Here is a 20598-nt window from a genome sequence, read left to right as displayed (position 1 = left end):
TTATGAAAATCAATAATAAAAGCATCAGCATTGCATTCGTCATTATCCTGGCTGCAACGGTCATCATTTCGCTTGCCGGCATATTACTCATGAGCCGGCAGCCCCTGGTCCTGCAAGGACAAGTGGAAGCAACGGAAATACGTATCAGCGGGAAGCTGCCCGGACGTGTGGACTCCTTCCTCGTACAAGAGGGCGACTGGGTGAAGGCAGGCGATACGCTTGTCGTCATCAACAGCCCCACCATCGAAGCCAAATACCGCCAGGTGAATGCCCTGGAGCAGGTGGCCCAGGAGCAGAACAAGAAGATAGACGCCGGTACCCGCCGCCAGATTGTAGCCACCGCCCGGCAACTCTGGAACAAGACGCAGAGCGACCTTGCCCTCGCCAAGACTACTTACCAGCGCATTGTAACGCTTTATAAGGACAGTGTCGTCACCTCCCAGCGGCGTGACGAGGTGGAAGCCATGTACAAAGCCGCCCAAGCCGCCGAACGTGCCGCCTACGAGCAATATCAGATGGCCGTGGACGGAGCGCAGAGCGAGGACCGCGCCTCGGCCCGTAGCTTGGTGGAAGCGGCGCAAAGCACTGTCGATGAAGTCTCCTCCCTCCTCGTCGACTCCCGTCTCACCGCTCCCGAAGACGGCCAGATAGCCACCATCTTCCCCAAACGCGGAGAACTGGTGGCTCCCGGCACTCCCATCATGAGCCTCGTCGTGATGGACGATGCACACGTGGTACTGAATATACGCGAGGACCTGATGCCGCAGTTCAAGATGGGAGGTACTTTCCGTGCCGATGTCCCCGCCATCGACGGCAAGGACATTGAATTCCGCATCTATTACATCAGTCCGCTGGGCAGCTTCGCCACCTGGAAATCCACCAAACAGACGGGCAGCTATGACATGCAGACGTTCGAGATACACGCACGTCCCACACAGCAGGTAGAGGGATTGAGACCGGGGATGTCCGTACTCTTAAAAATGAAGAATGAAAAATGAAAGATAAAGAATTTGGCTGCGCAATGAAAGCGCTTCGCATGGTTATCCGTCGCGAATGGCACCGCATGACCTCCCGCCGTCTATACCTCGGCGTCTGCGTCGTGCTGCCTTTGTTCTGTCTGTTCTTCATGGCCACCATCTTCGGAAACGGACAGATGGAGAACATTCCCGTAGGTATCGTCGACCTGGACAACACTGCCACTTCGCGCAATATCTCCCGGCGCATCTCTGCCGCCCCCACCTTCCGTGTGACGGAGCACTTCACCGACGAAGCCGACGCCCGCCGGGCATTGCAACAGAAGGACATATACGGCTACCTCGTCATCCCGCCCCGCTTCGAACAGAAGGCGGTGACGGGAACTGGCGCAACGCTCACCTATTATTACCACTATGCCCTTCTTTCGGTAGGCAGCGAGCTGATGGCGGCGTTCGAGAATACGCTTGCCCCCGTGGCGCTCTCGCCCATCGTGATGCAGGCCGAAGCTCTGGGAGTCAGCGGAGAACAGATACAGACCTTTCTGCTCCCCGTAGAAGCCAGTACCCATCCCCTCTACAATCCGGACATGGACTACTCCATCTACCTGAGCCAGCCTTTCTTTTTCGTACTGTTCCAGATACTCATCCTGCTCACCACCGTCTACTCCATAGGCAGCGAACTGAAATTCGGCAGCGTCGGCGAATGGCTGGAGACGGCACGAGGCAATATCCTCACTGCCGTAGCAGGGAAACTGCTGCCCTATACCCTCATCTTCTCGTCCATCGGTATCCTGGCAAACTATGTACTGTTCGGCCCGCTACATATCCCCTTCGCTGGCAGTCTGTGGCTGATGAATGCAGTGACCGTGCTCTTCATCATCGCTACCCAGGCATTGGCGGTCTTTATCTATTCTGTCTTTCCCAAGATTGCCTATATCATCAGTGTAGTATCCATGGTGGGGTCGTTGGGGGCTACGCTGTCCGGAGTCACGTTTCCCGTTACAGCCATGTATGCGCCCGTGCATGCGGCCTCCTACCTCTTCCCCGTGCGGCACTTCACGGAGGCGGCGCAAGCCATGATTTACTTCGATGCAGGATTTGCCTACTTCTGGCAGTCGGTAGCCACACTCTTCATCTTCTTGCTGGCAGCACTGCTGATACTGCCATTGCTGAAATGGTGGATAAAAAAAGAGATAAGGGAAGAAGCAATCTCCGCCTCCCCATCACCTTGCCCACCTACCGCATTGTCAACAGCTTTCGTCATCCGCCACGAGTGGCATGCCATCGCCACCAATCCCGCCATCCTGCTCGTGCTGGCAGGCGGTATCTTCCTCTACGGACTGCTCTACAACTACATGTACGCCCCCAACCTGGTGCGCAAGGCTCCTGTCGCAGTGGTAGACCTCTCCCACTCTGCCCTCAGCCGCGAATACATCCGGCTGCTCGACGCCACTCCCCAGACCGCCGTCTACGGCCAGACACCCAACATCCTCGAAGCCCGCCAATGGATGAAGCAGGGCGACGTGGCAGGCATCCTTTACCTGCCTGCCGACTTCGAGGCACGTGTGGCACGGGGCGAGACTTCGGTCTTCGTGCTCTATGCCGCCACGGACGCTTTCCTCAACTTCAAAGGACTGCAAGAATCCAGTGCGCGCGTCATGCTTGCCGTGAACGATGCCCACCGCATGGAGGGCACCGTATTCCTACCTCCGCAAGGACTGCTGGCAGTGGCTTCGTCCGCTCCCGTCAGCGTGTCCGGCACGGCGCTCTACAACTATACAGAGGGCTACGGTTCCTATCTGATTCCCGCCGTCCTAATTGTCATCATCTTCCAGACGATGCTGATGGTGATTGCCATGCTGACGGGCGAGGAAGCGGAAGCCCGAAGAAAAGGAATACGGCTGATGCGTGCCGACTCATTGAAGGATACATTACGGATTGTCGGAGGCAGGACCTTCGTATACTTCATGCTCTACGTGGTGTTTTCCCTATTCCTGCTGGGACTGTTGCCGCACCTGTTCAGCATCCCACACATCGGCAGCGGAGGAGACATCGTCACAATGATGATACCCTTCCTGCTGGGCACGAGTTTCCTTGCCCTGGCCGTCTCCCGCTGGTTTACAGACTCCGAAGCGCCGTTGCTGATGATAGCCTTCTTCTCTGTGGGCTATATCTTCCTTTCGGGCGTGTCCTATCCGCTGGAGCTGATGCCGTGGTATTGGCAGACAGCCCACTATCTGTTTCCGGCAGGTCCTGCCGTACTTGCTTTTGTAAAACTGAATTCAATGGGTGGAACGCTGGCCGACGTATGGCCGCAGATGCTGACGATGTGGATACAAGTATTGGTCTATGGAACTTTGGCGCTCTGCACTACACGCCACCTCTACGGAAAAGGAAAAGTGAAGGCATAAAAAAAGGCTATCTATCCCAGACAGCCAATCTTTTGTTAACCTTAAATCTAATACTATGAAAAACACATTGCAAATGTACGGACTTCCCCGAAATATCCAAAATTTCTGTCCATGACGGTCTCATTTATAACATGGTTTAATAGGAATATGCCGTTGTTAACAGATAGAGGCTGATCAAATAAGAAATTTTCACTATCTTCATCCCCAAAATCGAACATCATAACTAAAGAATATTTTGCCATGATTCATACCATACTCGATACAGACCTTTACAAATTCACCACCTCGTATGCCTACATCAAATTGTTTCCCTATGCCATGGGCACTTTCAGCTTCAAGGACAGAGACGACACCGCCTATACGGACACGTTTCTGAAGGAACTGCAAGAGGCGGTGGACAGCCTGGCACAGACCGTACTTACTGCCGAAGAGCTGGAATACATGACCCGCCACTGCCGTTTCCTGCCGAGGGTCTATTGGGAGTGGCTCTCCTCCTTCCGCTTCCAGCCGGAGAAGGTAAGCATCCATCTGGACGAGGACCGGCACCTGAACATTGAAATCACGGACTATCTGTACAAGGCCACCCTTTACGAAGTCCCCCTGCTTTCCATCGTATCCGAAATAAAGAACCGTTCTTTGGGAAACGTGGCCGACATGGACGGCATACTCTGCAAACTGTCCGAAAAGGTGGCACTCTCCAACCGACACCAGCTGTATTTTTCAGAGTTCGGCACCCGGAGACGCTTCTCGTTCGAGGTACAGGACAAAGTCATAGACCGTCTGAAGGAAGCCGCCGAATACTGTACCGGGACTTCCAACTGCCACTTCGCCATGAAATACGGCATGAAGCCTATGGGGACGCATCCGCATGAATGGTTCATGTTCCACGGCGCACAGTTCGGCTACAAACACGCCAACTACATGGCCTTGGAAAACTGGGTGAACGTGTACGACGGTGACTTGGGCATCGCACTGTCCGATACCTATACCTCCGGCATTTTCTTAAGTAACCTGAGCCGCAAGCAGGCCAAACTATTCGACGGTGTACGCTGCGACTCCGGCGATGAATTCGATTTCACCGACAAGCTCGTTGCCCGCTACCGCGAACTGGGCATCGACCCTACCACTAAAACCATCGTCTTCAGCAATGCGCTCGACTTTGGCAAGGCACTCGACATCCAGGAGCATTGCAGGGGCAAAATCCGCTGCTCCTTCGGCATCGGCACCAATCTGACGAATGATACCGGATTCAAGCCCTCCAACATTGTAATGAAACTGACGCAATGCAAGATGAACGTCAACCAGGAATGGCGCGAATGCGTGAAGCTGTCCGACGATGCAGGAAAGCATATCGGCAGCGAAGCGGAAGTACGGGCATGTCTGTATGATTTAAGGCTCGGACAGCAAATAGAACCCCTATGCTGAAAACAGCTTCCCGGCGGTTAGCGATAAGTGCTTACAGTCTTTTCCTTTTGTAGGCAAACTCTTGCCATTTCTCCTCCGGCCAGTCCTGCCGCTGCATCTCCATGCGGGCCATGACGAAGAACAAGTCCGAAAGGCGGTTGATGAAGCGCAGAATATCCTCGTTCACAGGGTCTTGGCGATGGAGTGTCCACAAACGGCGTTCGGCACGGCGGGCCACGGTACGGGCAAACTGCAGTTGGGCTGATATGGGAGTGCCACCAGGCAAAAGGAAGTAGCCGTTGTCCGTCAGCAGGACGGTCATGGCATCCATCTCCTGCTCACAGCGTAGCGTGAGCTCTGCGGCAGAAAGCGGATTAGGGTTCACCACTCCCGAGGGAGTGGCCACATGGCTCATCACCACCATCAGTTCCCGCTGGACAGCATGCAGCAACTCCTGCCAGGCATCTTTTGCCGCCAGCATGGAGCGCACGATACCAATCACGGCATTCAATTCATCAAGGCATCCGTTTGCCTCGATACGGATGTCATCTTTCGGCACACGCGCGCCACCATGAATACCCGTTGTTCCTTTGTCTCCAGTTTTGGTATAGACTCTTTTCATTCTCTATTTGATAAGGAACTGTGCCCACTGCGGGATTTCCTCTACATATTGTTTGAAGAGGGTCCCGTTTACAGTGCGGAACAATAATCGAGGAATTTGATTTTCTATTGAATTATCGTAGACATATACCCTATCAACCAAGGATATTGCTTTGCCTATATTCAATAACGATTTATAATAACGGGAAATAATTTTGGAAATGGGAACTTCATGCCCTCCATTCAAATAGCGCTGTGTAATACGCCGTACATTTATCTCAGGATTATTTGTACAGACAAAAAAAATGCGAATAAAAAATCCTGCTTTTTTTGCTTCTTCAACAAATGCAAGTTTTTCGTCTGAGGAAAAGACTGTTTCAAATACAAAATCTTGCCTTTTCCTTAAACACTCATAACGCATTTTAGTCGCCAATTCTGCTGCCTTCAATACTGCAACGGGAGAATTCCAATCACCATATTGTTCTTGCGCTATATTATCAGGATTAATGTAAAGGCTATTTTCTGCCCATTCATTATGAAGCAGTTGCACTGTCGTAGAAGTTTTACCCGAACCATTCGGACCAGCTACTATACAAAGTGTCGGATTTTTTTCGTTCATCACATGGATATATCACTTACATTTTTAGCTCTATATGCTTTCAATTTTTCTCTCACCTCTTGCATTCTCCGCTCCAATTCTCTTTTTGCCTTGCGAGAACTTTCACGGGCCGCAACAGCCACTTGTTCCATCAAAGCATGCAGTTGTTCATCAGTAGGGTCTTCCAAAGAAGACAAGCGATAAGTATTCAGTTTCATAATCATAATATATTTAAATGAAAACAAAGATACTCCACTATTTCGAGAACACAAACGAAATTACATAAAATATCAATGCGCTATCCGGACTTTTTCATAATGAATTCAAACTTAGATTAGGACTATTTTTAATCAAGGAATGATTAAAATGCAAAAAACGGCCGGACATGCCATGCAGAAGTCTTATTATATCCTTGTAAGCAAACCCTTTCCCACTTATATAAGGGATCATCAATATGCCAGAGAAGCATCCAGCTTCTATCTTTATCATATTGAGAACTGCAACTGAAACCAAGTCTGTAGTTCACGTTAAACTGCGGTAACGATTTACCAACTTTGGATAACTGTCCTTCTAATTTATCTAACGTTTCCTGTCCCCACTTTTCATCTTGTAAACCATTACCGGTATTGTGCCGAAAGTTTTCCGGAGATTTTCCACAAATATTCACCAATACATCAAACCATTGCCCTATGCTTGGCAGAAACCACGGACTACGTTCGATCCCATCCGGCACCTTATTGCTGTTATTGTAAGTTTTCACCAGATAAAAAGCACGACAGTCGCTTACAAAAGATGCATCACCCTCATGATTTGCCAGCATTTGTAAAGTTTCAGAGTACCCGTTCATGTTATTCTTAATTCTGCTAAAATCATGCTTTGACTTCACATCAGCTATTGATATTGTATCAATATCCGCTTCGATTAAATCCATCGGTCCCCAATTCCCTTCTTTCAAACTATCCAACATCATCACATAGGCATGATTCCATCCTTTTTTATTACACCTCTCGTCTGTCATCCTTTCCGGATCGCAAGTAATTACCATTCCGATAGCATTTTCATAATCATAGATTTTCCCATCTTCTTCCAACTTCCCGTTTCCGGGATGTACTTCTATTCTTTTATCGATTTCGTTCTGAAAGACAAAATCCCCGGGATAAAGCTTTCTTTCTATACTTCCTTTACCGGGTACGGGACTAATAACCTTCAAGGTATAGCATTTTCCAGAAGTAAAACTGATGGAGCTGCCCGAATAATTTATCTTTATATTCGTATCATCTCTGCCATCGGTAGTCATATAGTTTCCGGTAACCCGTGCATTTGCTTGCGGCGGAACAATGGCACAATATTTCAAAGAATCTATCTGATATGGAGTAATACCGTTCAGACTCACATTAATAGCCGCCGAGTCTGTTCCTAAAACCCTCGATTCCCTATGGTAAACAAAGCCTGCTTTTTCTGGTGCAAAACAACCTACGTATACTTGCGGTTGCAACACAAGCAATGCAAACTGGTGTTGAAACAGCAAGTTCAGGATTATTCCGGAAGAATTGTCAATAGCAGGTACGCCGGTGGCAACCAACAAATCGCTGACAATATGCTTTTCTGTTGTGGACTGGTCCTTCGCAGGTTGCAGTTTTTCATTCCCGGTCAGTGAAGCAATAGCTCCGTCCATACCTTTTGAGAGATCTATTGTGATATTCTTCCTATATGGATAGTAAGCGACATAACTCACTCCATCATACCAATAAAGTGTACCATTTCCCACCGGATTCCAACTGCCGCTTGACATATTGTAAACCAATTTGGCATTATCAATATTATCCATTATAGCACCGTCCTTTATGGCAAAAACACCAATCGAATCACCATCGACAAACTCCATTTTAAAATGTTCGTCCCTTACAGAGGTACGTGTAGAGGACTTTCCTGCATTGGAGAGCTCTTCAAAATCAGCGACTATAGCCCGGACTGTAAAGGGTACTCCCTCACAGCACTCCTTCATACCTCCATTGTTTGCTTCGTATTCGTCAGTGCATGCACTACACACTAAAAGGATGCCCCAAAAGACTATTCCAGTGAAAAATTTCATATATCTTTTCATATTATCTTACTTTAAACAGATTGGCATCTTTTTGCGAAGTCCAGAATTACCCCGTCAGGTCAATCAGTCTCTTGTTTTGCTTCCGTTCCAATAACTGTCTCGGTTTCAGCATTCTCTTCCCATGATACGGGACCGTTCTCCGGTATCACAGTAATTGCCTTTCGTGCTATACCTATAGTATAGCTGACGGTCCTTCCCGAAGCCCAATTATCAGTCAGAGGCAAAGACTGGTTTTCCATACTGACAGTTTGAACAACAAGAGCATTATTACTATCTTTGGCCGTATATTGATAAGAAATATTGAACTTACTTCCTGCCCCGGCAGGAAGCAGAAAGAAGGTTGCAAGCAGTTTCTTTTCTTCTATAATTGTATCCGGTACCGGAAAACTTATTATACCGGTGGTAAAGTTTTCCTTTTCATCAGCCGATGGATATGTCCACTTCCAGCCTATGTCACTATCTGCTGTAGGATTATAATAGGTAAGCAATCCACTCTTCATTCCCGTAATCGAGAAGGAAGTTACTGACTTTCCCTCCGTATTATCATTACTTTTTATATAGACATTGACCTTGGTCAGTGTATGGTGCAGTTTGAAAGTTACATTACCATTGTTTTGATTCATTACCGGAGTTGCGGCAAGAAAATCTATCTGATTATTTACAGCTATCGGAACGGTATACCCCAACACCGGAAATCCGCTTGCCGTTCCTTCATCCTGAAAAGAGAGGTAACCATTTTCCACTTCATTCACGTAAGGGGCATAAGCAAAGAAACTGATTTTATCCGTGGTGGAATTGTCCGGCCAAAACTTGACCGGACTATAAGACCATGTTCCCTCATCCTGTTGTTTTTCCACAAGCTGGTTATACATAAAATTCGGTATGGCAGTATTCTCGTTGAATTTTCCATGTGTAAAATATGCAAACACTCCCACATTCTTAAGTTCACCGGCAGTGGCAAATTTCCCGGTTCCCCTCGTCATTGTAATAACTCCAGAAAAGCCGATAGGAAGATTCTCCTGCGGAAGTCCGTTCTTACTTTCTTCCCCACTGCATGCTCCAAACAACAAAAGTAATGCAAGGAGGATGCTACACAACCGCTTCATCCCTATATCTTCTGCTTTTCCTTTCATACTCCTTCTACCTAAATGTTACTTTCCCCATTACTGGTCCATCCCGTCATATTGTCATCAACAGCAATACTGATAGCATTCATCTTGATGGTCAACACGTAAGTATGCTGTGTCCCTTTTTTAAAAGTTCCTTGCGGCAATTTGACTTCTTTATCCGTCACAGTACTTGTCAGATTACTACTATCATTCACCTTTGTCACAACATCATAACTAATCTTTAGGCTCAAATCCCCTTCCTTGGCTGTACCGTTTTGGTTATTCACAGGAATGAAATAAAGAGCTTCCTTTTCTGAGAACAAAGCTGTTGCATCGGTATTACTACTCACGTCGACAGCACTCTTCTTATACCCCCATTGGTCAATACCTGTTCTATTCACAAACTCACTAAGGTCTTGCTCAGCCGAAAAATAGGATGCGGAAGGTGAGATGGCATTCCAAGCATCAGTACCGAAATCATAAACCGCTTTGTTGTAAAGTATTCCACTTCCCGGAGACAGTTTTAATCCTGTTACAAAGATTCTTGTTTCAGCGCCCAGATTCACGTCCGGCTTCACCTTGACATTGGCTATTTGGGTAAGCACATGGCTGAATTTAAACTGGACTGTTCCTTTGTTACCGACATTGCTCTCAGAAGTCAAGTCTTTTATGGTAGTACGGCAATCCGTTACTAAATCCACCATATCTTTCCAATTATTTGAAGTTTTTACTTCAAAGGTGATTTTAGGAGCCTCTTTATCACTTTGTGCCGATAAAATTATTTTTTGGTCTGTTCCCTCTCCCGGATTGGATTCATAAGGTGCATAAGCGAAGAAAGTTATTTTATCATCATTCGTCGGCCAAAAACGCAGAGAAGCATACCCCCAACTACCGGAAGTCCATGTAGCATGTTCATTATACATAAAATCGGGTGTTGTACTCGCTTTCTCACTATCCCATCCTTCCTTGCTTGTTTTATAGGCAAAAATACCGAAACCGGCATCCGCTTCTTTCAGCGTGGACGTAGTGGTTTCCGTTCCTCTGGTCTGTACTCCCGTATATACATCCAAACCGATTGTCCGGTCTGCATCCGGATTTATCTCCGTAACTTCATTTTGCGAGCAACCGGCTATCGTCAGCGCTGCCATTGCCATCAATAAACTTTTCGTTCCCATCTTCTATTCATTTTTTCAATTAATATTAATTATGTCCTCAAATATCTATATCACTGTTCACTTCATCCTCCCAGTCATCCACATTGGCGTCAAAACCCGAACTTCCTTCAACTTTCACATTCGGTACTTTTTTTTCGCACGTCATGTCGATGAAAATGCTCATTCTTCCATCTCCTTCTTCCAACTGGCTTATTTTCAGATCATCAAAACTTTCTTCAAATGTGGTTTTCCCGTCCACCAATTCTGCTCTCAAATGCAGGTTATGTGAAATCTCCGTATCAAAACCAAACACGCTGATAGAGGCGCTTAGTGTTCCGTCCGTCGCCGATCCGGAATTATAAACGGGATTACCGAGACAAAACTCCTGCGCCACAGTCTTTTCTGAAATCTGTCCCGAAGCGAGAAACACAGATTCTGCAATACCATCCAATTTACAAGTGGCATTACGTATATTGTTCATTCCTTTAATACGGATTTTAACTGTTATCTTTTGAGTCAGTTTTTGGGGAAGGAAACAGAGCTGGCAACCATTTTTACTACCGTCAATCTTTTTGCCCCCCCAGTTAGTCATGCCCGATGAATAGTTTCCCGACATGCCCGGAGTCACTTCAAAACTTTCCATACAATCGGCTGCAAGTTCGTCGGGACTATCCATAATGATTATCTCCGTGGAAGGGACATCCTTTGTCACCACATTTGTGGCATGTGCCTCCAACGTCCGGTAGGCATCTTCTCCCCTAAAGCCCAGGTTACCAAAATCGTCAAATGAACGGTTAAAGAGAACAACGTCATAACGTCCTTCTTTCAGATACACAGTCTTATACGTTCGGTCGCCCATCAGTACCATAAGGGGACTACTGCCGTCTGTAGGATAGAATACAGTGGTGGCACCATAATCCTGTTCCTTCTCATTCAATCCCGACCGACTCCAATCGGCACTGATCATGATTTCAGTTTCAAGGGAGTAAACCTGCTCACGGTGACTACAAGCGACCAACATGAAGAAGGTGAAGTTGTAAAACACCCACAATAGCAGCATGTTTCCCGATGCAAAAAGCAAGTGTTTTATTTTTATAAGTATCATTATAATTTGCTTTGTCAAGCCGTTACTTACCAAGTAACGGATAGTCTTCTCTATCCGCAATAAAAAAGCTGTTTTGGGAGTCATATAATGATGTAAAGAAATATATTCCGTTTTTGAGGCATCAGAAATGGAGGAGCACTTTGTGTGTTTTTCAGAATACACACCGGAACAATATGTATTTTTTCGTGTGTTGTGTCGGTAAACAAATAAAATGATAAGATTTTTATAGAAAACTAAACTATTATTTGGATTTATGAGGAAGAATTCCAATCTTTGTGAATCAAACTATCCGTTACTTGGTAAGTAACACTTCCCTTACCAGAGCCATTGTCAGACGGCATTTTTCATGCAACTTTCTTTTCATTGTATCCTGCGACCGAGATTATCAGTTCTTCATTGGCCGCATCCACCTTTTCATTCTCAAAAGGTTTCAGGTATGTTTCCGTCACCTTGATAGAGAAATGGCCCAATGCCTTGCTGATGATGCCGATACTCATTCCTGCATGAAAAGCCAACGTAGCCCATGTATGGCGCGCTGCATAAGTAATATTTAGAAATGCAATAAAAAACAGAATGACGATAATTAAACGTAAAACGTTTATAATTAAGCATTTTGCGAGAATTGCAGAACAGACAGACCTGCAAAAGAAAACAAAATATTGCGACGTTTCAGTTACCAGACTGTTAGCCGCCTGTTTCGGAAACGACGGCAGGTAACCGAATTTTTACCGATAAGAACAAAGCGGATTTGTATTCACTGTTTATCAATGTTTTGCATGCCAAAGGACGCTTTTCAAAGGAGTATTTTTACAACCTAAAAAAGAGCGTTATGAAAGTGGAAAAATTCAAGGTGCTGCTCTACCTGAAAAAGAGCGAGCCGGACAAGACCGGCAAAGCCCCGATCATGGGACGGATCACCCTCAACCGCACGATGGCGCAGTTCAGCTGCAAGCTCTCCTGCACCCCCGGGCTGTGGAACGCGCGTGAGAGCCGGCTGAACGGCAAGAGCCGGGAAGCGGTGGAGACCAATGAAAAAATAGAAAGACTGCTGCTTGCCGTACACTCGGCCTTCAATTCCCTCATGGAAAGAAAAAGGGATTTCGATGCCGCCGCGGTCAGGGACATGTTCCAGGGCAATGCGGGCATGCAGATGACCCTGCTCAAACTTCTCGACCGGCATAACGGGGAAATGAAGGCCCGTGTCGGTGTGGACCGTGCGCTCACCACACTCTCGACCTACCTCTTCACCTACCGCACGCTTTCCGAATTCATCAAGGCGAAATTCAAGGTTCCGGACCTTGTCTTCGGGCAGCTCAACGAGCAGTTCATCCGCGACTATCAGGATTTCATCCTTCTGGAAAAGGGATATGCCGTGGACACGCTTCGCGGCTACCTGGCCATCTTGAAAAAGATCTGCCGCATCGCCTACAAGGAGGGCCACTCGGAGAAATACCATTTCTGCCACTTCAAGCTGCCCAAGCAGAAGGAGACAACACCGAAAGCACTCAGCCGTGAGAATTTCGAGAAGCTGCGTGATCTGGAGATACCGGAAAAACGCAGGTCACATGTCATCACCCGGGACCTCTTCCTCTTCGCCTGTTACACCGGCACCGCCTATGCCGATGCGGTAAGCATCACCCGGAAGAACCTCTTCCGGGATGACGAGGGCAGCCTCTGGCTGAAATACCAGCGAAAGAAAACCGACTACCTCGGACGTGTCAAGCTGCTTCCGGAAGCCGTCGCGTTGATTGAGAAATACCGGGACGATACCCGCGAGACTCTTTTCCCGCCGCAGGACTACCACACGCTCAGGGCCAATATGAAATCCCTGCGCCTGATGGCAGGGCTGAGCCAGGACCTTGTCTACCACATGGGACGGCATTCTTTCGCCTCGCTGGTCACGCTCGAGGAGGGAGTGCCGATAGAGACCATCTGCAAAATGCTGGGACACTCCAACATAAAGACCACCCAGATATACGCGCGCGTAACCCCGAAGAAGCTGTTCGAGGACATGGACAGGTTCGTCGAGGCAACCCGCGATTTGAAACTTATCCTTTAATCCCTAAACAATCATTATCATGCGCAGTACATTCAAGCTCTTATTCTACATCAACCGTAACAAGGTGAAATCGGACGGCACGACCGCCGTCCTCTGCCGGATCAGCATCGACGGAAAGAAATCGGCAGTCACGACAGGCGTCTATTGCAAACCCGGGGACTGGGACAGCAAGAAGTGTGAAATCAAAACAGCCAGGGAGAACAACCGCCTTGCCGCCTTCCGCAGCCGGTTGGAAGAGGCGTACGGGAACCTGCTGAGGAACCAGGGAGTGGTCACGGCCGAACTGCTCAAGACCACCGTGTCAGGCGCCAATTCCGTACCGGAATACCTCCTGCAGGCCGGAGAGGTGGAACGCGAACGGCTCAGGGTCCGCTCCAAGGAGATCAACTCCACTTCCACCTACCGCCAGTCGAAGACCACCCAGCTCAACCTCAGGCAGTTCATCGAATCCCGCGGGATGAAGGACATCGCCTTTTCGGACATCACCGAGGAGTTCGCCGAATCGTTCAAGGTCTTTCTCAAGAAGGAGCTGGGACACAGGAACGGACACGTGAACCACTGCCTGTGCTGGCTCAACCGGCTCATCTACATCGCCGTGGACCGGGAAATACTAAGAGCCAATCCGATAGAGGACGTGGCATACGAGAGGAAAGAAACACCTAAACTAAGGCATATCAGCCGCAGTGAACTGAAGCGGATGATGGAAACCCCGCTGCCCGACCCGATGATGGAGCTGGCACGCAGGACGTTCATCTTCTCCTCGCTGACCGGTCTGGCCTACGCGGATACGAGGGCTCTCCATCCCCGTCACATCGGAACGACTTCGGAAGGAAGAAGGTATATCCGCATCCGCCGCGCCAAAACGGACGTGGAGGCGTTCATCCCGCTGCATCCCATAGCCGGACAGATACTGGAGCTTTACAACACCACGGATGACGACAGGCCGGTATTCCCGCTGCCGGTCCGCGACGTCCTCTGGTATGAGGTACATGGAATGGGCGTGGCATTAGGCATGAAAGAGAACCTGTCCTACCACATGGCCCGGCATTCGTTCGGGACCCTGACACTGACCGCAGGTATTCCGATAGAGAGCATCGCCAGGATGATGGGCCACACGAACATCGACAGCACGCAGGTCTACGCCCAGGTCACCGACCGGAAGATATCCTCGGACATGAACCGGCTGATGGAAAGAAGAAAGCCCGCGGCCGGCAAGGAAGCCGCAGGCTAAATAAAAACTGCCGCCGGAATCGTAAATGCAATTCCGGCGACAATCCTTAAACTTAAATACGATATTATACCAATGCAGGGTGATAGTTCTCCTCCAGCAGCCTCTCGATGTCCGACTGCCTGTACAGGATCTTCCCGCCAAGCTGGATATAGGGAATCCGTCCTTGGTCCCTGTAATCCTGCAGGCACCTGCGGCTGATCTTCAACATCCCGGAAAGCTCCCTGTCGGTCAGGAACCGTTCCCCGTTGAAGGGAGGACGGTTGTCACGGGCAAGACGTTCCACTTTTTTCTCCATGTCGTCCAGCAGGGCAAAGAACCTGCGGACACGTTCGTTCTCCTTGTCGATAATGCCTTCCATCTCTTCCGCTCTTTAAAGGTTTCCGTTCTTCCTTCTTTCTCTCACCTCCTTCTCCTTGCGTCTGATGCCGACGTAGACCATCAACTTCTCCACATCCCCGGGCTTGTAATAGAACTTGCGCTGGAGGCGGGTGAACGCCAGCCGTCCGGTATCGCGGAGAGTCTGCAGGGTACGCGGCGAGATGTCAAGGCGCAGGCAGACATCCTGGCCGTCCAGTCACTCTCCGGGTTCCTTACAGCGGTTTCTCTCATACAATCTGTCCACACGTGCGGACAGGTTCTCGGCGCGCGCCAGCATCCTCTCAAGGACACCGGCCTCGATGTAGCATATTTCCATATTTTCAACTCGTTTAAATATCAGTGCGAATATAAGGGAAGAAACCATGAGAGGCAAGCACGACCGGCACACTGGCAGGAATAGTCATGGATAGTCGGTTTTTGTCATATGGGAAGGAAAAAGAAAGCCGAAGCAGGTCTGGATCCACTACCCCCTTTGGGTATGTGAAAGGAACGTTGTGGTGAAAGAAAAAACTCCTTTTCACACATGGATGAGGCAATGCCGGAAGTCCGGCAATAAAAAATGTGGCTTCTCTATCCGGGTAAATGCCATGATTACAGACTTCTTCCTGTTCCTATACCATCAGGTCGGTTACCTTCAGGTTAACAACTTATCCAACCTGTGATAGATCCGGATGTGAAAAGATTACTTTGGCTGGCTATTACAATATAATAAGTAGAATCATGTCAAATCTACTGCTGCTATTGTTTGTTGATAATGGCTGGCAGTAGAACAAACTTTCGTTAAACCAATACGTTCATTCTTTATTATCAAGTTTTTAGACTACCTTTGTATTTTATTAACTCATTTACCAAACATTATGGGACTACTCAAACCGAATCAAGTTTTGAACAAAGCATATAGACAGGTTGCGATTGAAACAACAGATTTTGACTTATTCAAAAATGCCCTTCGCACATTGAGAGACAATATTGTGGATGGGCAAAGAGAACACACGCAAAAAGAACATTTACGTAATTTTCTGAGTGAAACGTTCTACAAGCCATACTACATGGCTCCCGAAGAAGATATTGATTTGGCTATCCGATTGGATAAAACTATCAAGTCCAATATAGGGTTATTGATTGAAGTAAAGAGTACCACCAACAAAGGTGAGATGATTTCTAATGACAATCTTAATCGTAAGGCTTTGCAGGAATTATTGCTATACTATCTTAAAGAACGTGTCAATAAGAAGAACAATGATATTAAATATCTCATCGCTACTAATATTCATGAATTCTTTATTTTTGATGCCCATGAGTTTGAACGCAAATTCTATCAGAACAAACAATTACGTCGTGAGTTTCAAGACTTTGTGGATGGACGCAAAACCAGTAACAAAACCGATTTCTTCTATACTGAAATTGCAACAACCTATATTGAGGAGGTGAAAGATAGCCTTGAATACACTTACTTCAACTTACAAGACTATCAACACCTGCTTGATAGAACAGACAGTAGCGCTTCACGCAAACTTATCGAACTTTATAAGATATTCAGCGATACACATCTTTTGAAGCTATCGTTCCAAAATGACAGCAATTCGCTCAACCGTGGATTCTACACTGAGCTGCTACACATTATTGGTATTGAGGAACGCAAAGAGAATAATAAAACCGTGATTGTACGCAAAGCTGTGGAACGGCGTGACGAGGCTTCATTACTAGAGAATACTATTAACCAACTGGATGCAGAAGATTGTTTGCGTCACATAAATGGTCGTTTGTATGGGAATGATTATGAGGAACGGTTATTCAATGTTGCAATGGAATTGTGTATTACTTGGATGAATCGTATCCTTTTCTTGAAACTGTTGGAGGCTCAGATGTTGAAATACCACAATGGAGATGCAATCTATAAATTTCTTTCAATAACTAAGATTCATGACTATGATGATCTCAACACACTCTTTTTCCAAGTGCTTGCACGTGACATGGGCAGCCGCACACACTCCATTATGCGTGATTTTGCTTACGTTCCCTATCTTAACAGTTCTCTTTTCGAGGTGACAGATTTGGAAAGTAAAACAATTAAGATAAACAGCCTTTCACAACGTACGGTACTTCCTGTCTTGGCGAGTAGCGTATTACGAAATAAAAAACGCAATCTACAAGTCAACGCATTACCCACCCTGCAATATTTGTTTGCTTTTCTCGACGCTTATAACTTTGCGAGCGAAGGCAGTGAAGAAGTGCAAGAAGAGGCTAAAACACTCATCAATGCTTCTGTTTTAGGGCTTATATTCGAGAAAATAAATGGTCACAAGGATGGTTCAGTATTCACTCCAGGCTTTATCACTATGTTCATGTGCCGTGAAGCAATCACCAAGACCGTGTTGCAAAAGTTTAATGGTTATTATGGCTGGAATTGTACCACCCGTATAGAACTATACAACCATATTGACAATATAGTCGAAGCTAATGAACTAATTAACAGTTTGCGACTGTGTGATCCAGCTGTTGGTTCGGGTCACTTTCTTGTGTCTGCTCTCAATGAACTGATACTCTTGAAATACGAATTAGGTATTTTGGTAGATGCTACCGGTAAGCGTATCCGCAAAGCGGACTATCAACTTGCCATTGAAAATGACGAGCTGATTGTTACCGATACCGAAGGTAATTTATTTGCTTACAACCCACTCAATGCGGAAAGTCGCCGCATGCAGGAAACTCTTTTCAAGGAGAAGCGTCAAATCATTGAGAACTGTTTATTTGGCGTTGATATTAACCCCAACTCTGTGAAGATTTGCCGCCTACGACTGTGGATTGAATTGTTGAAGAATGCTTACTATACGGCTGAAAGTAATTACACTTATTTAGAAACCTTACCAAATATCGACATTAACATCAAATGTGGAAATTCTTTGCTTCACCGATTCGCTTTGACAGACAGTATTCAGACCGTACTGCGAGAGTCTAGTATCAGCATCAGCCAATATAAGGAGGCTGTAGCTAAATATAAAAATGCCCAAAGTAAAAGCGAAAAGCAGGATTTGGAAACGTTTATAACAGAAATCAAGTCGAAACTGAAAACAGAGATCAACCGCCGGGATGCACGATTGGTTAGATTGAACAAACGCCGCTCTGAGTTGGCAAACTTACAAGCGCCTCAACTGTTTGAACCGACAAAAAAGGAAAAGAAAGCGTCGGACAAGCGCATTGCCGATTTAAAGAAAGAAATTGCGACTTTAGAAAATATATTTGAGGAAATACGCTCCAACAAAATTTATCTTGGTGCATTCGAATGGCGTATAGAGTTTCCAGAAGTACTCGATGCCGAAGGCAACTTCTTGGGATTTGACTGTATCATTGGCAATCCACCTTACATTCAGTTACAATCTATGGGTAAGAGTGCCGATGTATTAGAATGCATGGGTTACATAACTTATGCACGCACTGGTGATATTTACTGCCTCTTCTATGAGTTGGGTATGAACCTGCTTACTCCCAATGGTTTTCTTTGCTATATCACGTCTAATAAATGGATGCGTGCAGGGTATGGTGAAGCCTTGCGAGGTTATTTCGCAAGCAAGACCAATCCTATTATGTTGGTAGATTTTGCAGGTATAAAAATATTCGATGCAATAACGGTAGAAGCAAATATTCTTTTATCTCAAAAAGCAGCAAATATTTTTAACACACAAGCTTGTTTGGTACAAGATTCGAATGGCTTGAATAATTTGAGCGATTTCGTGCAGCAACAAGGCGTGAAGTGTAACTTTGCAGATTCTATCCCATGGGTGATATTGTCTCCCATTGAACAGAGCATCAAGCAGAAGATTGAGTCTGTGGGAATACCCTTGAAGGATTGGAACATCCAAATCAACTATGGGATAAAAACTGGTTTCAATGATGCTTTTATCATTTCTACCGAAAAGCGTGATGAGATACTAGCGAATTGTCAAACAGAAGATGAACGTGTTCGGACGGCTGAACTTATACGACCGATTCTTCGTGGCAGGGATATCAAGAGATATGAATATGAATGGGCGGACTTGTGGATTATAGCCACATTTCCTTCGCGGCATTATGATATAGAAAGTTATCCTGCGGTGAAAAATTATCTTCTGTCAATTGGCATAGAGCGTTTAGAACAAACAGGAGAAACTCATATTGTTAATGGCAAAAAAATAAAAGCCCGAAAGAAAACTAGTAACGAGTGGTTTGAAACACAAGATAGCATCAGTTATTGGGAGGATTTTTCTAAGCCAAAAATTGTATGGAAAATAATCGGAAACCAAATGGCTTTTGCATATGATGCCAACAATTATGTAATGAACAATGCCTGTTATATTATGACAGGCGATCATTTGGATTATCTGTTGGCAGTATTGAATTTTCCAATAACTGAAGTAACCTTCGTGTAATCATACGAGTCTGTGATTTCCTGCGTTTACGCAGTTTGCTATAAGCAAGATAGGCACGGCGTACATCAAGATACTTGTTACGGGGACGTTGTATGTGCAAGGTCTGGCAATGTTTGCACAGATGACGATGAAGCCATACAATACCTTCCCATAAGAGTTTGGTATCAGTAGGAAAACGCAGATGACTTTCATAACAGGTGGCATCGGTCATACAGACATGAAGGTTCTCAAGATAAGGTTTCCAATGCTCGGCAAGAATGAGCTGGAGGGGCTCAACGTCAAGGCGATGCGCTAGTTCCTGACGAATTGCACTAACGATTTTAGGATTGGTTAGTGGATGAAGCGGATCAATCTGAACACCACAAAACAACTGGTAATGAATATTACCGTTTAAATGCTCAATCAGTTGTGCATCGGAAAAGTTGGTATAGGACTTCAAGACCATCAAGGCTATTTTACCTTCGGGAGAAAAATAACTTTTACGACCCAAAGCAGAGGACTTCAAATGCATTTGTCGGGCCAGTTCCGAGAAAGGAAACAGAGCATGGAGGCGACCTAATTCACTCGTTGCAAAACTTTGACGATATTTTTTTAGCATATCGAACTCGGTAAAACCTAAACGAGGTTCGATTTCTGAGATTTTTTGTATCTTTACCATGTGTTTTTATTTTAGATTACCCCCGTTTTGGCCGTCAAACCGTTTTTTGGGGGGAATGCTTAAAGATACAAAAAAGGCAACTAACTCGCAATGAATTAGTTGCCTTAAATTTTATTATTTTAGGAATATCCCTGTTTTAATGATTGGTGTCTGGAACTGGTTGAGGAGTTATACTATAGACATTTACTGAATGTCCCTGTATAGTGTCGATAATATTAAAGAAAAACTTGTTATCTCCCTATATGCCAAAGGAATGAGCGTGTCAGACATAGAAGAGGAGATGCGTGAAATCTATGAGATAGAACTGTCCACATCAGCTATTTCCATCATCACGAACAAAGTCAACCAGGCTGCTCAGGAATGGCAGAACCGCCCTTTGGATCCGGTCTATCTCATCGTTTGGATGA

General features: G+C 46.2%; 16 protein-coding genes and 2 pseudogenes. 7 read left to right on the top strand and 11 right to left on the bottom strand.

The annotated features are described in order from the left end of the window. The first annotated feature begins 2 nt into the window (after positions 1 to 2). The 3 genes from NQ510_RS13590 (at position 3) to pncB (ending at position 4810) form a co-directional block, all read left to right on the top strand. Positions 3 to 998: an HlyD family secretion protein gene (locus NQ510_RS13590; RefSeq protein ID WP_005829289.1), complete on the top strand. Its 996-nt coding sequence runs from the start codon at positions 3 to 5 to the stop codon at positions 996 to 998. Further along, complete coding sequence (locus NQ510_RS13585) at positions 995 to 3385, top strand: ABC transporter permease (protein WP_005829291.1); 2391 nt, start codon at positions 995 to 997, stop codon at positions 3383 to 3385. Before NQ510_RS13590 ends, NQ510_RS13585 begins: the two co-directional genes overlap by 4 nt. Positions 3386 to 3625: 240 nt before the next feature. After that, a complete protein-coding gene (gene pncB / locus NQ510_RS13580) occupies positions 3626 to 4810 on the top strand; it encodes a nicotinate phosphoribosyltransferase (RefSeq protein ID WP_005829296.1) in 1185 nt (394 codons plus the stop codon). A 31-nt stretch (positions 4811 to 4841) separates the two neighbouring features. Here the strand turns inward: pncB and NQ510_RS13575 are convergent, their stop codons facing one another. The 8 genes from NQ510_RS13575 to NQ510_RS13540 all read right to left on the bottom strand — a co-directional run bounded on the left by NQ510_RS13575 (position 4842) and on the right by NQ510_RS13540 (position 11974). Further along, on the bottom strand, positions 4842 to 5411 hold the full coding sequence (locus tag NQ510_RS13575; RefSeq protein ID WP_005829298.1) for a cob(I)yrinic acid a,c-diamide adenosyltransferase: 570 nt from the start codon (positions 5409 to 5411) through the stop codon (positions 4842 to 4844). Between the two features lie 3 nt (positions 5412 to 5414). Then, the gene (locus NQ510_RS13570; protein WP_005829300.1) at positions 5415 to 6008 is read right to left on the bottom strand and encodes a zeta toxin family protein; all 594 of its coding nucleotides are present in this window, start codon (positions 6006 to 6008) and stop codon (positions 5415 to 5417) included. Then, a complete protein-coding gene (locus tag NQ510_RS13565) occupies positions 6008 to 6205 on the bottom strand; it encodes a hypothetical protein (RefSeq protein WP_005836934.1) in 198 nt (65 codons plus the stop codon). The genes NQ510_RS13570 and NQ510_RS13565 overlap by 1 nt, the downstream gene beginning before the upstream one ends. Before the next feature lie 143 nt (positions 6206 to 6348). Further along, positions 6349 to 8091, bottom strand: coding sequence for a fimbrillin family protein (locus NQ510_RS13560; protein ID WP_005829303.1), 1743 nt, complete (start codon positions 8089 to 8091; stop codon positions 6349 to 6351). Between the two features lie 59 nt (positions 8092 to 8150). Further along, positions 8151 to 9224 (bottom strand): fimbrillin family protein, encoded by a 1074-nt coding sequence (locus NQ510_RS13555; protein ID WP_005829305.1) that lies wholly within the window; start codon positions 9222 to 9224, stop codon positions 8151 to 8153. Between the two features lie 11 nt (positions 9225 to 9235). Continuing rightward, positions 9236 to 10375, bottom strand: coding sequence for a fimbrillin family protein (locus NQ510_RS13550; RefSeq protein ID WP_005829307.1), 1140 nt, complete (start codon positions 10373 to 10375; stop codon positions 9236 to 9238). Between the two features lie 37 nt (positions 10376 to 10412). Further along, positions 10413 to 11459, bottom strand: coding sequence for a DUF5119 domain-containing protein (locus NQ510_RS13545; protein WP_229031950.1), 1047 nt, complete (start codon positions 11457 to 11459; stop codon positions 10413 to 10415). Between the two features lie 344 nt (positions 11460 to 11803). After that, positions 11804 to 11974, bottom strand: coding sequence for a hypothetical protein (locus tag NQ510_RS13540; RefSeq protein ID WP_192913967.1), 171 nt, complete (start codon positions 11972 to 11974; stop codon positions 11804 to 11806). Positions 11975 to 12288: 314 nt separating this feature from the next. Here NQ510_RS13540 and NQ510_RS13535 point away from each other — a divergent pair, with 314 nt between their 5' ends. Together NQ510_RS13535 and NQ510_RS13530 are read left to right on the top strand one after the other, a co-directional pair. Then, positions 12289 to 13518: a site-specific integrase gene (locus tag NQ510_RS13535; protein ID WP_005829312.1), complete on the top strand. Its 1230-nt coding sequence runs from the start codon at positions 12289 to 12291 to the stop codon at positions 13516 to 13518. A 19-nt stretch (positions 13519 to 13537) separates the two neighbouring features. Beyond that, on the top strand, positions 13538 to 14749 hold the full coding sequence (locus tag NQ510_RS13530) for a site-specific integrase (protein WP_004311260.1): 1212 nt from the start codon (positions 13538 to 13540) through the stop codon (positions 14747 to 14749). A 64-nt stretch (positions 14750 to 14813) separates the two neighbouring features. On the opposite strand, the gene NQ510_RS13525 is transcribed toward NQ510_RS13530, so the two are convergent. Then, the gene (locus NQ510_RS13525; RefSeq protein ID WP_004311261.1) at positions 14814 to 15107 is read right to left on the bottom strand and encodes a helix-turn-helix domain-containing protein; all 294 of its coding nucleotides are present in this window, start codon (positions 15105 to 15107) and stop codon (positions 14814 to 14816) included. 12 nt (positions 15108 to 15119) lie between these two features. Then, positions 15120 to 15323: a helix-turn-helix domain-containing protein gene (locus NQ510_RS13520; RefSeq protein ID WP_032849094.1), complete on the bottom strand. Its 204-nt coding sequence runs from the start codon at positions 15321 to 15323 to the stop codon at positions 15120 to 15122. 661 nt (positions 15324 to 15984) lie between these two features. Between NQ510_RS13520 and NQ510_RS13515 the strand changes: the two genes are divergently transcribed. Beyond that, a complete protein-coding gene (locus tag NQ510_RS13515; RefSeq protein WP_004311263.1) occupies positions 15985 to 19533 on the top strand; it encodes a type IIG restriction enzyme/methyltransferase in 3549 nt (1182 codons plus the stop codon). Here NQ510_RS13515 and NQ510_RS13510 read toward each other — a convergent pair. After that, positions 19505 to 20191 (bottom strand): annotated as a pseudogene (locus NQ510_RS13510) (transposase); the annotation flags it as partial. The gene NQ510_RS13515 and the pseudogene NQ510_RS13510 sit on opposite strands and share 29 nt — an antisense overlap. A 232-nt stretch (positions 20192 to 20423) precedes the next feature. On the opposite strand from NQ510_RS13510, the pseudogene NQ510_RS13505 reads away from it, so the two are divergent. Continuing rightward, positions 20424 to 20597: pseudogene (locus tag NQ510_RS13505) on the top strand (transposase); the annotation flags it as partial. Between the last annotated feature and the right edge of the window lies 1 nt (position 20598).

The organism is Bacteroides uniformis, assembly GCF_025147485.1.
In the GTDB taxonomy this organism is placed as follows: Bacteria; Bacteroidota; Bacteroidia; order Bacteroidales; family Bacteroidaceae; genus Bacteroides; species Bacteroides uniformis.
This window is presented reverse-complemented; position numbering and strand designations above follow the sequence as displayed.

Bases quoted from the DNA above. Each gene is read 5' to 3' on its own strand.
- NQ510_RS13590 (WP_005829289.1), top strand. From the start codon at position 3: ATGAAAATCAATAATAAAAGCATCAGCATTGCATTCGTCATTATCCTG.
- NQ510_RS13585 (WP_005829291.1), top strand. From the start codon at position 995: ATGAAAGATAAAGAATTTGGCTGCGCAATGAAAGCGCTTCGCATGGTT.
- pncB (WP_005829296.1), top strand. From the start codon at position 3,626: ATGATTCATACCATACTCGATACAGACCTTTACAAATTCACCACCTCG.
- NQ510_RS13575 (WP_005829298.1), bottom strand. From the start codon at position 5,411: ATGAAAAGAGTCTATACCAAAACTGGAGACAAAGGAACAACGGGTATT.
- NQ510_RS13570 (WP_005829300.1), bottom strand. From the start codon at position 6,008: ATGAACGAAAAAAATCCGACACTTTGTATAGTAGCTGGTCCGAATGGT.
- NQ510_RS13565 (WP_005836934.1), bottom strand. From the start codon at position 6,205: ATGAAACTGAATACTTATCGCTTGTCTTCTTTGGAAGACCCTACTGAT.
- NQ510_RS13560 (WP_005829303.1), bottom strand. From the start codon at position 8,091: ATGAAAAGATATATGAAATTTTTCACTGGAATAGTCTTTTGGGGCATC.
- NQ510_RS13555 (WP_005829305.1), bottom strand. From the start codon at position 9,224: ATGAAAGGAAAAGCAGAAGATATAGGGATGAAGCGGTTGTGTAGCATC.
- NQ510_RS13550 (WP_005829307.1), bottom strand. From the start codon at position 10,375: ATGGGAACGAAAAGTTTATTGATGGCAATGGCAGCGCTGACGATAGCC.
- NQ510_RS13545 (WP_229031950.1), bottom strand. From the start codon at position 11,459: ATGATACTTATAAAAATAAAACACTTGCTTTTTGCATCGGGAAACATG.
- NQ510_RS13535 (WP_005829312.1), top strand. From the start codon at position 12,289: ATGAAAGTGGAAAAATTCAAGGTGCTGCTCTACCTGAAAAAGAGCGAG.
- NQ510_RS13530 (WP_004311260.1), top strand. From the start codon at position 13,538: ATGCGCAGTACATTCAAGCTCTTATTCTACATCAACCGTAACAAGGTG.
- NQ510_RS13525 (WP_004311261.1), bottom strand. From the start codon at position 15,107: ATGGAAGGCATTATCGACAAGGAGAACGAACGTGTCCGCAGGTTCTTT.
- NQ510_RS13515 (WP_004311263.1), top strand. From the start codon at position 15,985: ATGGGACTACTCAAACCGAATCAAGTTTTGAACAAAGCATATAGACAG.